The 13616-nt window shown below is 43.3% G+C and carries 14 protein-coding genes and 1 pseudogene; 11 read left to right on the top strand and 4 right to left on the bottom strand.

What is annotated here, in order from left to right; all coding sequences use genetic code 11:
- Positions 1 to 547 (bottom strand): PPC domain-containing protein (locus PN457_RS10365; RefSeq protein WP_271733197.1); only part of this gene is annotated, 547 nt, incomplete at its 3' end.
- Between the two features lie 417 nt (positions 548 to 964).
- Here PN457_RS10365 and PN457_RS10360 point away from each other — a divergent pair.
- The 5 genes from PN457_RS10360 (at position 965) to petE (ending at position 4331) form a co-directional block, all read left to right on the top strand.
- Positions 965 to 1864, top strand: coding sequence for a carbohydrate ABC transporter permease (locus PN457_RS10360; protein WP_271733198.1), 900 nt, complete (start codon positions 965 to 967; stop codon positions 1862 to 1864).
- Positions 1861 to 2697, top strand: coding sequence for a carbohydrate ABC transporter permease (locus PN457_RS10355; protein WP_271733196.1), 837 nt, complete (start codon positions 1861 to 1863; stop codon positions 2695 to 2697). Before PN457_RS10360 ends, PN457_RS10355 begins: the two co-directional genes overlap by 4 nt.
- Before the next feature lie 84 nt (positions 2698 to 2781).
- Positions 2782 to 3012: a hypothetical protein gene (locus PN457_RS10350; RefSeq protein ID WP_271733194.1), complete on the top strand. Its 231-nt coding sequence runs from the start codon at positions 2782 to 2784 to the stop codon at positions 3010 to 3012.
- Between the two features lie 71 nt (positions 3013 to 3083).
- On the top strand, positions 3084 to 3572 hold the full coding sequence (gene psbV / locus PN457_RS10345) for a photosystem II cytochrome c-550 (RefSeq protein WP_271733193.1): 489 nt from the start codon (positions 3084 to 3086) through the stop codon (positions 3570 to 3572).
- 339 nt (positions 3573 to 3911) lie between these two features.
- Positions 3912 to 4331 (top strand): plastocyanin, encoded by a 420-nt coding sequence (gene petE, locus PN457_RS10340; protein WP_271733192.1) that lies wholly within the window; start codon positions 3912 to 3914, stop codon positions 4329 to 4331.
- A 172-nt stretch (positions 4332 to 4503) separates the two neighbouring features.
- Here the strand turns inward: petE and PN457_RS10335 are convergent, their stop codons facing one another.
- Entirely contained in the window at positions 4504 to 5985 is a 1482-nt protein-coding gene (locus PN457_RS10335; RefSeq protein WP_271733190.1) for a CIA30 family protein, read from the bottom strand.
- A 177-nt stretch (positions 5986 to 6162) separates the two neighbouring features.
- On the opposite strand from PN457_RS10335, the gene PN457_RS10330 reads away from it, so the two are divergent.
- From PN457_RS10330 to PN457_RS10315, 4 genes are all read left to right on the top strand, one after another.
- Positions 6163 to 6657 (top strand): HugZ family pyridoxamine 5'-phosphate oxidase, encoded by a 495-nt coding sequence (locus PN457_RS10330; protein WP_271733189.1) that lies wholly within the window; start codon positions 6163 to 6165, stop codon positions 6655 to 6657.
- A gap of 2 nt (positions 6658 to 6659) precedes the next feature.
- A complete protein-coding gene (locus tag PN457_RS10325) occupies positions 6660 to 7544 on the top strand; it encodes an alpha/beta fold hydrolase (RefSeq protein ID WP_271733188.1) in 885 nt (294 codons plus the stop codon).
- A gap of 396 nt (positions 7545 to 7940) precedes the next feature.
- Positions 7941 to 9107, top strand: a complete 1167-nt coding sequence (gene hemH, locus PN457_RS10320) for a ferrochelatase (protein WP_271733187.1) — start codon at positions 7941 to 7943, stop codon at positions 9105 to 9107.
- 267 nt (positions 9108 to 9374) lie between these two features.
- Positions 9375 to 9836 carry a hypothetical protein gene (locus PN457_RS10315; protein ID WP_271733186.1) on the top strand — a complete coding sequence of 154 codons (462 nt, stop codon included), beginning with the start codon at positions 9375 to 9377 and terminating at the stop codon, positions 9834 to 9836.
- Positions 9837 to 9945: 109 nt separating this feature from the next.
- On the opposite strand, the gene purB is transcribed toward PN457_RS10315, so the two are convergent.
- Both purB and PN457_RS10305 read right to left on the bottom strand, forming a co-directional pair.
- Positions 9946 to 11241, bottom strand: coding sequence for an adenylosuccinate lyase (gene purB / locus PN457_RS10310; protein ID WP_271733185.1), 1296 nt, complete (start codon positions 11239 to 11241; stop codon positions 9946 to 9948).
- A gap of 53 nt (positions 11242 to 11294) precedes the next feature.
- Positions 11295 to 12824 carry a YifB family Mg chelatase-like AAA ATPase gene (locus PN457_RS10305; protein WP_271733184.1) on the bottom strand — a complete coding sequence of 510 codons (1530 nt, stop codon included), beginning with the start codon at positions 12822 to 12824 and terminating at the stop codon, positions 11295 to 11297.
- 143 nt (positions 12825 to 12967) lie between these two features.
- Between PN457_RS10305 and PN457_RS10300 the strand changes: the two genes are divergently transcribed.
- Both PN457_RS10300 and PN457_RS10295 read left to right on the top strand, forming a co-directional pair.
- The gene (locus PN457_RS10300) at positions 12968 to 13318 is read left to right on the top strand and encodes a histidine triad nucleotide-binding protein (protein WP_271733182.1); all 351 of its coding nucleotides are present in this window, start codon (positions 12968 to 12970) and stop codon (positions 13316 to 13318) included.
- Between the two features lie 171 nt (positions 13319 to 13489).
- Positions 13490 to 13616, top strand: a pseudogene (locus PN457_RS10295) (photosystem II q(b) protein); the annotation flags it as partial.

The raw sequence follows: 13616 nt of genomic DNA, 5'->3' as shown, positions 1-13616 counted from the left end.
TACCGCTGCTATCCAACAGACGTAAATATGTATCTCTCAGGGTGTTACCATTGAGATTAAATCTGTACTCTGCCCCGGCCTCCAGATCAATGGCAAACCAGTCGCGATCGCCTCTAACTTCCAGGTTACCCGTAGTAGACCCCCCAACTGCTAAGTAGCCGGTGGTACTGGTATTATCTGCATAATCGTCAACGGGAGCAGCAGATAGGAGCGTAGAAGAGAGGGTATAAGTGCCTCCATACAAGTCTCCATAAGCACCAGCCGAGAGATAGAATCTGCCTGAGCTATCGGCGGTGAAAACAATGGCAGAATTCAGGGTAGAGTTGGCATCGTCATTTTGGGCGATGAGGTTACCGCTGCTATCCAACAGACGTAAATATGTATCTCTCAGGGTGTTACCATTGAGATTAAATCTGTACTCTGCCCCGGCCTCCAGATCAATGGCAAACCAGTCGCGATCGCCTGTGACTTCCAGTCTTCCCGTAGTAGACCCCCCCACTGCTAAGTAGCCGGTGGTACTAGTATTATTTGCATAATCGTCACTCATGGCAAGTACTCATCCTTTCAAGCTCTTTTGAAATAAATCATACCATGGTTATATATCTATATATAACCATATGTTCAACATATACATATGTTGAACTGATTAAGAGACTATTGATCACATTCCCCTAAGAGGATGTTTGATAAGTCATGATGAGTGTATCAACTATTGTTTGACCCCTCCCTAACCCTCCCCTTGTAAGGGGAGGGGACTGGATTTGATTGTTTTTTGTGTGTTCCCTGTTCCCTGTTCCCTAATATAAAAATTACCTGTTTAACACTTTCCAAACATCCCCTAAGCTCTCAATTTCTGTTGTAACTGTATATCCTTTTTTTAACTTCCCAGCGCTAGGATAAAGACCATGCGCCCCATCCCTACAACCGGGTGACTACTAGAGGCGGAGGTTTAATTGTGTTTGAAATGAATTGGCGGCGAATCAATCGCAGATGGAATCTTACCGAAACCCTAACTGGCTACATCTTTATGATGCCCACTATATTGGTTTTAGGGTGTTTTGTGATCCTCCCCATCTTTTACGCGGTGTTTCTTTCCCTGCACAAAGTGCAACTGCTAGGGGGTATTGAGTACGATTTCATTGGCTTTCGCAATTTCACCCGCTTAGTTGCAGATGACCGGGTAGGAATTGCTTTGAGAAATACCGCAGAATATGTGGCCATTGTGGTACCATCTCAAACCATTTTAGCTTTATTGCTGGCAGTAACCCTCAATTCTGGTATTCGGGGTCAAAACTCTTGGCGTATCTTGTTCTTTTTACCCACTGTCACATCCTCTGCGGTGCTAACTCTGATATTCATGTGGATTTATAACACCGATGGGCTATTAAATCATGTTCTGGCTTTTGTGGGGTTACCTACTTATAACTGGTTGGGTGACCCAGATGTAGCCCTCAAAGGTATTATGATCATGAATATTTGGTCAACTGCACCATTTTATATGGTGATTTATTTGGCTGCTTTGCAGGATATACCCCAAAAACTCTATGAAGCGGCAGAACTCGATGGAGCCAATTTATGGCAACAGTTTATTTATATTACCATTCCTTTGCTCAAACCTGTAACTTTTTTTGTGGTGGCTATTGGCATCATTGGGACTTTTCAGCTTTTTGACCAGTCTTATATTTTTTCTGCTGGTAGTGGTGGCCCTAATAATGCCACTTTGACTATGGTACTACTAATTTACCAGGCTGTCTTCCGCAATCTACAGATGGGTTATGCTGCGGCCATGGCTTTTCTGCTGGCGGTAATCATTATTGCCGTGACTTTGATGCAGCAACGGATTTTTGGAGGGGAAAGGACATGAGTAATATTAGGCGATTACCTGGGCTGAAAGTACTGTTATACCTGGTGCTGACCCTCTATGCAGTAATTACCTTGGTTCCTTTCCTGTGGGCGCTGTCAGCATCATTTAAACCGCTATCAGAGATTATCAGTGGTGAGTTAAATTTTTTGCCCAGAAATTTTACTTTCGATAATTACCGACAGATATTTGTGCAAGAACCGCTGTTTTGGCGTTGGTTTTTTAATAGTGTGTTTATTGCTGTGAGTGTCACGGGCTTAAATTTGCTCTTCAACTCCATGGCGGGGTATGCTTTAGCCAGGCTAAGTTTTGCGGGTAACCGCTTCTGGTTCTTCTTAATTTTGGCACTGTTAGCAGTACCGACACAAATTACCTTGATTCCCACATTCTTAATTTTGAAAGCTATTGGCTGGTTAAATTCGTACCAGGGTATGATTGTTCCCGCCATGGTCAACGCTACATTCATTTTTATGATGCGGCAGTTTTTTGGAAATTTTCCTCAAGAATTAGAAGAAGCAGGTCAATTAGATGGTTTAAATACCTGGGGAATTTTTCGCCACATTGTCTTACCCCTCGCAAAGCCTGCATTAGCAGCACAGGCGGTTTTTGTGTTTATGAGTAGTTGGAATAATTTTTTACTCCCCATTGTCATCTTGTTTGACCCAGAAATGTTTACTCTCCCGTTGGGACTGAACAGCTTCAAAGGTCAATATATCAGCTATTGGAATTACATTATGGCTGCTTCTATGGTCTTCACTTTACCGGCTTTGGGGATTTATGGTTTTTTTAACCGCTACTTTATTCAAGGTGCGACATTTACCGGGGGAAAAGGTTGATGGGAATATTAAATAATATGAAGTTGATATTGACTTATGAGCCTTTGATCCCAAGTCAACTATAACCAGATTTTAGGCAACAAATTGGACTCTGAACATGATATTGGTATTAGAGCGACTCAATCTCTATCTGTTGTGCTAATCACTATTATGGGTTTTGCAAACCTACTGACCGCAGAGATAGCAACAGACTACAGTCGTCCTGTAGCAAGAGTGTTTTCTCTGTATAACCTGGAAATTGCCGAGAAAAGCCAAAAGGGGAATTACTTCCCACATCACGAAGGGTGGTCACGTCAAGGGCTATTTCGGGCTTGAGCTAATGGCAAGATGGAGATTGAGCATCGCTTTATTAGCTGTGTTGAGCGTTATCATCTTTGAGGGGAAACATGTTTAAAAGACTAATTGGTGTTGTTGTTACCATTTTGCTGACGTTTCAGTTGGCGGTCGGTGGCGCCACAGCATTGGAACTGGACGAAGCTATTAGAACAGTGAAATTAAATGACCAGGGTGACCAGGTTGTACTGAGCCTTAAACAAGTAAAAGAAGGTAAACGCTTATTTCAATACGCTTGCGCCCAATGTCATGCTGGGGGTGTTACCAAGACTAACCAAAATGTGGGACTAGAACCTGAAGCTCTGGCACTGGCAACACCAAAGCGGGATAATATTGAGGGATTGGTGGACTATATGAAAAATCCCACTACCTATGATGGAGAAGAGGAAATTTCTGAGTTACACCCCAGCCTCAAGAGTGCGGATATTTTCACAGAAATGAGAAATCTCACCGAAGATGACTTAGTGGCGATCGCTGGTCATATTCTGCTACAACCAAAGATAGTTGGTGATAAGTGGGGAGGCGGTAAGATTTATTACTAAATTCCCAAGAGATAACTTTTAGCCGGGTACTGAGTACACATCAAGTCAAAAGCCTGTCTAATTTCTTGGTCAAACCTTTCGGATGGAGTTTATGTAGGGACAATTAATTTATTTTGTCCCTACATCAAAATTGGCAAAACCTGCTGTGAAAATCGTCAATCTAGGCATAAACTATTGAGTGTAAAGACTCCGGGTAATTCTCTGTAATTACACAAGATATGCTCATGATTTAGCGCCAATTGTAAAAAAAAAATTTTATCTACGACAGATTGTCATATTTTGGCGTTAATTTTATTTAAAATGGGAAAGGGAAATAAAAACTATAGTTAGGAGAAAGCCATGAAATTATTTGCTGCAAGCTGGCGACGTTTGACTTTATCGGTGTTGACAGTTCTTTTAGTTGTTAGCAGCTTCGTCATTTTCACACCCAGCGCTTCAGCTGAAACCTTCCAGGTCAAACTAGGTAGCGACAAAGGAATGCTCGCCTTTGAACCTAAAGAACTGAAAGTTAAAGCAGGCGACACTATTGAGTGGGTAAACAACAAAGTTCCTCCCCATAACGTTGTCTTCGACCCAGCCCAAAACCCTGCTAAGAGTGCTGACTTGGCTAAAGGGTTGTCTCACAAGCAATTACTGATGAGTCCTGGTCAACGCCAAACCACCACAATTCCCGCAGACGCACCTGCTGGGGTGTACACCTTCTATTGCGAACCTCACCGTGGTGCTGGTATGGTTGGCAAGTTGACTGTTGAAGGTTAGAGCCTAATTGGTCTTGCTTTTTCAAGTTTGCTAGGATAGCTAACCAAAGCAGCGCGGTAATGAGTCTTATTTGTGCCAAGAATATTGAGAGTTCTGGGCGATAGATAAATGGACTTGTTACCGCTAATTGTTATAACTAACCTCCTTTGTCTGTGTCTCCTCGGTGCATTGATCAATCCGGCTGTAAATGAGAAAATAGCTGTTGCCAATTCATATCATTAGCAATATTTTCTCCTGATTTCACCTCTAAGGTGATATTACGCGCCTTTGATTGCTCTAGCGATCGCACACAAAGCTCCGCCACATCATCGCGGCTGATTTTACCTCTAATATTATCACCCTGCTCCAAGATTAACTCCTTACCCCCCACTTCCTCAGTTAAAGCGCAAGGTCTAATAATCGTATAGGGAATACCACTAGCTCTTAAACTATCTTCCCCCTTCAGCTTCCATGTTAAAATTCCTCCCAACTGGTCATTTAATCTGACTGCTGGGGGTTCTTCATCTAAATTAATTCCCGGTCTTCCTGGACGAGTCACACCAGCGGAACTAACCAGGACAAACTGGGGTAAAGTCTCCCCGCCGTATGCTTTGATATATTCAATGTGTAAAGCAAAACCACCAGCGGAGAACTTGGGATTTAAAGCGCCATCATATTCAAACTTACTCAACATCAGTTGAAATGAGGCGACTCTACCAGTATCAATAGGCGGACAGTCTTGCAGCACCTTGGCGCGAAAGACGGGAACTAAATCTTTAAAAGCAACACGAATATTTATCCAAGTATTATCTACAGTATCAAAGGAATAACTGTAACCAACACCATCCCATTTAGTATCTGTTCTTAAAAAGAGTTTATAACGTTGACCGTCACCCTTGACACGTAATTCTACACCTTCGCAACCAGATAAATCAAAGGGAGGTTGAAAATTCTTGGTTCTCACCGAAGCAAACCCCCCAGAGTTAGCCGTGGAAACATTCCCAGCAAACACCGCTGTATTTTCCAACAGTTGCATATTACTGGTACTCACACCACCCATAACCACATCATCCACTGCCCCCCAAATAGTCTTTAATTCAGCCGAGGGGTGAGTAAAATCAAAGATGAGTCTTTCATTACCTGGGGGGAGATATTGAGTCGCAGCTGTTACCAGGTTTTTCACACCTTGATATTCCACATTTTCGGGAGTATCACCCACAATCTCAGGCATATAAAATTTTATACCCTGATTATATTTGGCTCTATCGGGTGTGTCCCCTTCCACAGGTTGCACACGGACTGCAGTACAACAAATTATGGCTTTGACGTTAGCCATCACCATAGGGTTTAAAGTTTCCGGTTTAGTGATGTCCGCAGCTACTAAGTCAACATCATTACCGAGTATTGACCTGGCTCTGTCAATATCCCGTACAAGGGCGCGGACTTGATGACCTGCTGCTAAGAGTCGCGACACCACTCGTTTACCCACTCCACCTGTGGCACCTGCTACCAGTATTACACCCACATTTGTTCCTCCATTGGGTAGATTTCCATGATCACTAGGACGACCCTTAATTAACTGCTGTACCCAGTTAAGCAAAGGAAACACCTCGAAATAGGTTAGGGTGTCAATAAACCTCCCTAGGTCCCATTGAGAACGATTTTTGTCAGCCACAATCGCGTCCTCATAATTTTTACTGTTACATACATATATAATAACCGAACCATCACCAGCCCCCACCCTTAGCTGCGGGTGAGGTGAAAACAGTTATCACCGTGTATTCAGCTCACATGGCTAGATAGCCAGTACAATAAATGCGATCGCTCTGGAACTTAGGTTAAACGTTAATTTATGAGCCAAATTGAAAAAGCTCAAGCTGAGTATGAAACTTTTCCCCAAACAGTCGAAAGTATAATCATTGGTACTGTTAGCGCCGAAGGAATACCTAACGCCAGTTATGCGCCTTTTGTGATGGATGAAGCTAAAAATATTTATATCTATGTGAGTGGTCTATCCACCCACACCCAAAATCTCCATGTGAATCCTCATGTGAGTGTGTTATTTATTGAAGATGAATCTAAATGTGACCAAATTTTTGCCCGTCGCCGTTTGAGTTTTGATTGTACTGCTACTTTGATGGAGCGTGAAACTGAGGCTTGGAACCAGGTTGTGGCTGAATTTCAAGCCCGTTTTGGAGAATTAATTGCAGTTTTCCGCAGTTTACCTGATTTTCGGATTTTTCGCTTAACTCCTAGTGCTGGTCGTTTTGTGATTGGTTTTGGTACAGCTTATCAAATTCGTGGTGAGCAACTCGATACACTGGTTCATTTGACTGGAAAAAATTGATCATGCTGCAGTTTCAACCTCCCGGCTTTGGGGAGAAAGTGATTAATACATCCCTCGGGGCTATAGTTTACTATACTCAGACCAATGCACCCTGGTTAAATGCTGATAGTGAAGATTTACCACCTTTACTGTTTCTGCATAATTTTGGCGGTGGCGCTTCTGCTTATGAGTGGTCTAAGGTTTACCCGGCTTTTGCAGCTACCCACCGAGTCTTGGCACCTGATTTAATTGGTTGGGGTGCTTCTGCTCATCCAGTGCGGAATTATCAAATTAGCGATTATTTGACTACTATTAACGAGTTTATCCGCCAAACTTGTCGCCAACCAGTAACGGTGGTGGCTTCTTCTTTGACGGCGGCTTTGACTATTCGTCTGGCTATTAGCTATCCTGATTTATTTCAAAGCTTGTTTTTGGTGTGTCCATCTGGGTTTGATGACTTTGGCCAGGGGAGTGGACGTAGGTTACCATTAGCAATTATTAATGCCCCCTTATTGGATAATTTCATTTATACTCTGGGGGCTGAAAATGAAATTGCTGTGAGAAATTTTTTGCAAAATTTTCTGTTTGCTAAACCACAGCGGGTTTCTCGAGAAATTGTGGCCGCTTATTTAACTTCAGCACAACAGCCTGATGCTCAGTTTTCGGCTTTGGCGTTTTTACGGGGAGACCTCTATTTTGATTTGAGTTTGTACATCCAGCAACTGCAAATTCCCACGGTGATGTTTTGGGGAGAGGCGGCACAATTTACTAGCATTAAGTTAGGGCGACGTTTAGCTAGTCTCAATACAGCCGCAATTGGTGATTTTTATGCGATCGCCGACACAGGAGTATTACCCCATCTAGAAACCCCAGAAGTGTTAATTGGTCTATTACAGCGTTATTTTTAACCTACATGGCAATATGTGAAATTATAGCATTTCCCATGCTCGTGAGGTACAATTTTTTTAGTTTGAGGGAACACCGGAACAGGGAACAGGGAATAGGGAATAGGGAATAGGGAATAGGGAATAGGGAATTGGTGTGTACTTCATGAGACTGAAAAAGGCTTTATGTAAACTAATTATCAAAAACTGCACTTTTTAACCATTAGGGTAGTCTCCACTAATGACGGCGCACTGCAAGCTGTTTTAGCCATAGCATTATCAAACCGTTGATATAGTTGACACCAATGTTTTAAGATTGTTGACATTCTATCTTTGTTGACTAGAAAGCTTTATATTTAATAAAGATATAATTGTTAACATTAGTACAAAATCTGAAAGGATTGGGGGAAAATAACTGCTATGAGTCGTGTAGGCGTTTTATTACTCAATCTCGGTGGACCTGATAAGTTAGAGGATGTCGGGCCGTTTTTGTATAACCTGTTTTCCGACCCAGAAATTATTCGCCTACCGTTTCGCTGGCTGCAAAAACCCCTAGCTTGGTTTATTGCCTCACGGCGCACCAAAACATCTCAAGCTAATTATAAGCAAATTGGTGGCGGTTCCCCACTGCGGCGAATCACGGAGGCTCAAGGAGAAGCTCTCAAACAAAAGTTGGGTGATTTGGGACAAGAAGTGAATATCTATGTAGGAATGCGTTATTGGCATCCTTACACAGAGGAGGCGATCGCCCAAATTGCTCAAGATAAAATTGAACAGCTAGTAATTCTACCACTTTACCCACAATTTTCTATTAGTACGAGTGGTTCTAGTTTTCGGCTGTTAGAAAAACTTTGGCGAGAACAGCCAGAACTTCAGCCCACGGACTATACTGTCATTCCCTCTTGGTACAAACAACCCAGCTATCTCCAGGTGATGGCGGAACTCATCGCCCAAGAACTAGACCAATGTCCCAACCCCGATGAGGCTCATATCTTTTTCAGCGCTCATGGTGTGCCGAAAAGCTATGTTGAAGAAGCAGGAGACCCCTATGAGCAAGAAATCGAGGAATGTACTGCTCTAATTATGCAGACTCTCAATCGACCCAATCTTTATACATTAGCTTACCAAAGTCGTGTGGGTCCGGTAGAATGGCTCCAGCCTTATACTGAAGATGCGCTGCAACAACTGGGGGCACAAGGTGTAAAAGATTTGGTTGTTGTACCGATCAGTTTTGTCTCAGAACACATTGAGACTCTCCAAGAAATTGATATTGAATATCGGGAAATAGCCGAAGATGTAGGAATCCATAACTTCCGTCGTGCTGCAGCTCCTAATACTCATCCGGTATTTATTCAAGCACTGGCGGAACTGGTAATTGAGTCCGTGGAAAAGCCCAGTTTCAAGCTTTCCCAAGCTGCACAAATGAAGAAAAAGGTGAAAATGTATCCCCAGGAGAACTGGGAATGGGGTATGACTACCAGCGCCGAGGTCTGGAATGGTCGTATTGCTATGCTTGGTTTTATTGCTTTAATGATTGAGCTAGTTACTGGCCATGGTTTGCTACATCTGATTGGCCTTTTGCAGTGATAGTAATTCTCTCTATGGGGACGTAGCACTTTACGCCCCCGCTTCTATTAAAATCATACTTTCAGATGATAACTGCGCACTAAATATCCCGTTGGTAAGACGTAATCTATTTTTAAGTTTTGTAACTTGAAATTTAACAGGTTCTCAGATGACTGAGTTCTTTTGTCTCCACAAATTGTCGGAATTAATTAACCACAGATGAATGTTTTTGGGATCTGTCTTCTGTGAGGTTGATTGATTCTGAACAATTCTATTTATTGGAGTTGGATGATGAAAAAATTGATTTGCTTATGGACTTTAAGTTTAGCGATCGCATCTATGGGTGTTCCGGCTATAGCTCAGGGTCAAGAAATCGAGTATGATCAGAATGCTCCTCGGATTAGCGGTACTACTGGTTTAACTGATAGGCATTACATTAGTCTGTATACTGGTGAACAACCTTTATCTAGCGTTACTATTCGTCCGTCGGAACTTATGGATATTGGTGATAATATTCAGGTCACTGATGAGTCGGGTGCAACTATTGATGCAGAGGTTTCTAGGGAAGAGGACAGCTTGAAAATCAATTTTGCTCAACCTGTGGCTTCGGGAACTAACATAGAAATTGCTATCAGGGATTTAGGATTTGTACCGACACCCCAGGGAGTGTTCCACTATCAAGTTTCTGGTGACCATGTGGGCTTTGCTCGCGAGGTTCCCTATGGTTTGGCTAGAGTTGAGGTGTATTGATTCTGGATTTTATCTTTTTTTTTGGGAACCGCACCAGGGAACAAAGAGAAGGAAAACTTTTGATTGTCCCTTTCTCTTTGCTCTGGTGGTGGTCTGTGCCTACTTGTTTCTAAATGTCTAGTCTTTGGTAAACTTGATCTAAATGCCGCAGGTGTTGTTGTGGGTCAAAACAGGTAGCAATTTCTGCAGGTGATAACTTTTGAGTTACACGGGGGTCTTGAGTGATGAGGTCGTGGAAGTTTCCTTCTGGTTTGTTCCAAGCAGCATGGGCGCTTTCTTGGACAATCCCATAGGCTTCTTCTCGTTTTAGTCCTTTGTCTATCAAGGCTAGTAGGACTTTTTGGCTAAACACCACACCGCCGTAACAGTTGAGGTTCCGCGCCATGTTTTCTGGATAGACTAGCAGGTTTTTTACCAGTTCTGTGATTTCAACTAGCATAAAGTGTGTTAAAATGCAAGCATCTGGTAAAATCACCCGTTCTACGGAACTATGGGAAATGTCCCGTTCATGCCACAAGGCGACGTTTTCTAGGGCTGCTCCCGCATGACTTCTGACTAAGCGCGCCATTCCTGTTAGCCTTTCGGAACGGATGGGGTTGCGTTTGTGAGGCATTGCTGAGGAGCCTTTTTGACCTTTGGCGAAAAATTCTTCAACTTCTAAAACGTCTGTTTTTTGGAGGTTGCGAATTTCTACGGCAAAGCGTTCAATGGATGCAGCAACTAAGGCCAATTGTTGCACGTAGTCGGCATGGCGATCGCGAGAAATAACTTGTGTCGAGGCTGTATCAGCTTTGAGTCCCAGTTTTTGGCAAGCGATGGCTTCCACCCGTGGTTCAATATTAGCATAGGTTCCCACCGCACCGGAAATTTTACCCACGGCGATGGTTTCCCGTAGGACTTTGAGCCTTTGTTGATGGCGCAGCACTTCTGCTAACCATCCAGCTAACTTAAAACCAAAGGTCATGGGTTCGGCGTGAATCCCGTGGGAACGGCCAATCATGACTGTATTACGGTGTTCTCGCGCCTTTTGGCGAATTGCCTGAATCAAATTTTCCAGATGTTGGGATATTACATCCAGGCTAGCAACTAATTGCAGTCCTAAAGCTGTGTCTAAGACATCGGAGCTAGTTAACCCTAGATGAATATAGCGTCCCGCATCACCTACATATTCATTGACATTAGTTAAAAAGGCAATGACATCATGACGGACTTCAGCTTCAATTTCTAACACTCGCTTCGGGTCAAAATTCGCCTTAGCTTTAATTTCCTCCACTGCCTGAGCAGGGATATAACCCAGTTCAGCTTGGGCTTCACAAACTGCAATCTCTACCTGTAGCCAGGTTTTTAATTTGTAAGATTCAGTCCACAGGTTGCCCATTTCGGGCAAAGTATAACGCTCAATCAACGTTCGCGGCAGAATACAACTGTCATATTCTACAGTTTAATAGGCAAAAAATTTCACTGCATTCTGTCGATAGTCCGATACTGAATTGCTTCGGCGATATGATTGGCTTTAATTTCATCTTCTGCGGCTAAATCTGCAATTGTCCGCGCTACTTTCAGGATGCGATCGCTGGCTCTGGCTGATAACCCCAGTTTTCTAATTGCTGCTTCTAATAAGCCGCGACTAGAATCATCTAACTTACACCATTTTTGCAGATGCTGACTTTGCATTTGAGCATTACAACGCAGATTTGCTTCGGATTGGAAACGGGTATTAGCGATTTCTCGCGCTTGTTTGACTCTTTCTAAAACTGCAGCCGAAGCCTCTCCTGTGGGTTCTTGGGTAATTTCTTCCGGTTTTAAGCGATTCACTGCCACTTGTAAGTCAATGCGATCCATTAACGGACCCGAAAGCTTCGCCCAATAGTTTTCCCTTTGTCTCGGTGAACAGGTACATGGTTGAATAGTATCGCCATAGTAACCACAGGGACAGGGATTAGTGCTAGCTACTAAGGTAAACTGCGCCGGAAACATTACAGATTGTCTGGTGCGGGAAATTGTCACATAGCCATCCTCTAGGGGTTGGCGCAGAAATTCTAAAACATCCCGTTTAAATTCCGTTAACTCATCGAGAAACAGAATCCCTTGGTGAGATAAAGAAATTTCTCCTGGACGGGGAAAGCTCCCACCTCCAACTAGAGAAGGTCCCGATGCTGAATGGTGAGGACTGCGGAAGGGGCGATCGCGCACTAAGGAGCCGCGGTTTTTTAATAACCCCGCTACAGAGTGAATCCGAGTCACTTCTAGGGACTCGGCAAACTGCAAAGGTGGTAAAATTCCTGGTAACCGTCTGGCTAACATAGTTTTACCACTCCCCGGCGGTCCGACAAAGATTAAATTATGACCACCAGCCGCCGCAATTTCCAAAGCCCGACGAGCATGAGCCTGTCCTTTGACATCCTTTAAATCTGGTCCGGCGTAAGGCGTTTTTGGTAACCCCTGTAAATTTTCTGGCTTTACAGGTTTGTAACCTTTCGGATTATTTAATAGTTCTACCACATCGGCGAGATTTGTGCAACCGTAAACAGTCAATTCTTCTACTACTGCTGCCTCTTGGGCATTATCCGCCGGAACCACTAAACCGGCAATTCCCATTTTTTGTGCTGCAGCTGCAATGGGTAGAACCCCAGCCACAGGGCGTAAACTACCATCTAGAGAGACTTCACCCAGGAAAAGATAATCTCCCAATAAATCAGGACTCACCTGTTCTGAAGCCGCCAAAATGCCTATACTAATGGGTAAATCAAAACAAGGCCCTTCCTTGCGTAAATCTGCGGGAGTCAAGTTAATCACAATTTTCCGCATGGGGAACGCAAAACCAGCATTCTTTAATGTCGCCTTGACTCTTTCTCGAGATTCTTGCACAGCCGAATCTGGTAGTCCCAAAACGACAATCCCCGGTAAACCCCCTGAGACATCGACTTCCACGCCTACTTTGACGGCATCAATGCCTACAATAGATGCACTCCAGACTCTAGCAAGCATTTTTTCTATATATATTCAGTATTTTCACCTTTTAGCACATTACTCAGTATATTGCCATGAGTGAAACCACATAGACAATTTTATATGAGCGGAAAATTCAAGCGATCGCCTAAAATCTTGAGCAGATGAGTAGCTAAATCCCTATGAGCCAAACCAGCGACACAATTTTCAGCAAAATCATTCGCCGGGAAATTCCCGTAGATATTGTTTACGAAGATGAATTAGCCCTAGCATTCAAAGACATCAACCCTCAAGCACCAGTTCACATCCTTGTCATTCCCAAAAAACCCATAGTTAAATTAGCAGATGCCGAATCTCAAGACCAAGCTCTATTAGGACATCTTCTATTAACCGTCCAACAAGTGGCCGCAGCTGCTGGATTAACCAACGGTTATCGTGTGGTCATCAATAACGGCGCTGATGGTGGTCAAACTGTCTACCATTTACATTTACATATCCTGGGAGGAAGACCCATGGAGTGGCCCCCTGGTTGATGAAACCTGATTGAATCGTGTCTGGGATGCGATTCATTAGAAATACAAATCTTGTTCATCAGAAAACTTTAATTAAAATCCCTTTACAAATCAAAACTTTTGCTCTAAGGTAGTATTCAAGTAGGCAAGCTTACCTACTCAACTCATTAAAACAAAAGCAATCATAAACAAATGACCACAACCTTACAACAGCGCCAAAGCGCCAACGTATGGGATCGCTTCTGCGAGTGGATCACCAGCACCGATAACCGGATTTACATCGGTTGGTTCGGCGTACTCATGATCCCCACCCTCCTAG

It is taken from the genome of Anabaenopsis arnoldii (assembly GCF_028331025.1).
Taxonomy (GTDB): domain Bacteria; phylum Cyanobacteriota; class Cyanobacteriia; order Cyanobacteriales; family Nostocaceae; genus Anabaenopsis; species Anabaenopsis arnoldii.
The sequence above is the reverse complement of the archived record's forward strand: the minus strand, read 5'-3'. Positions and strand labels throughout refer to the sequence as shown.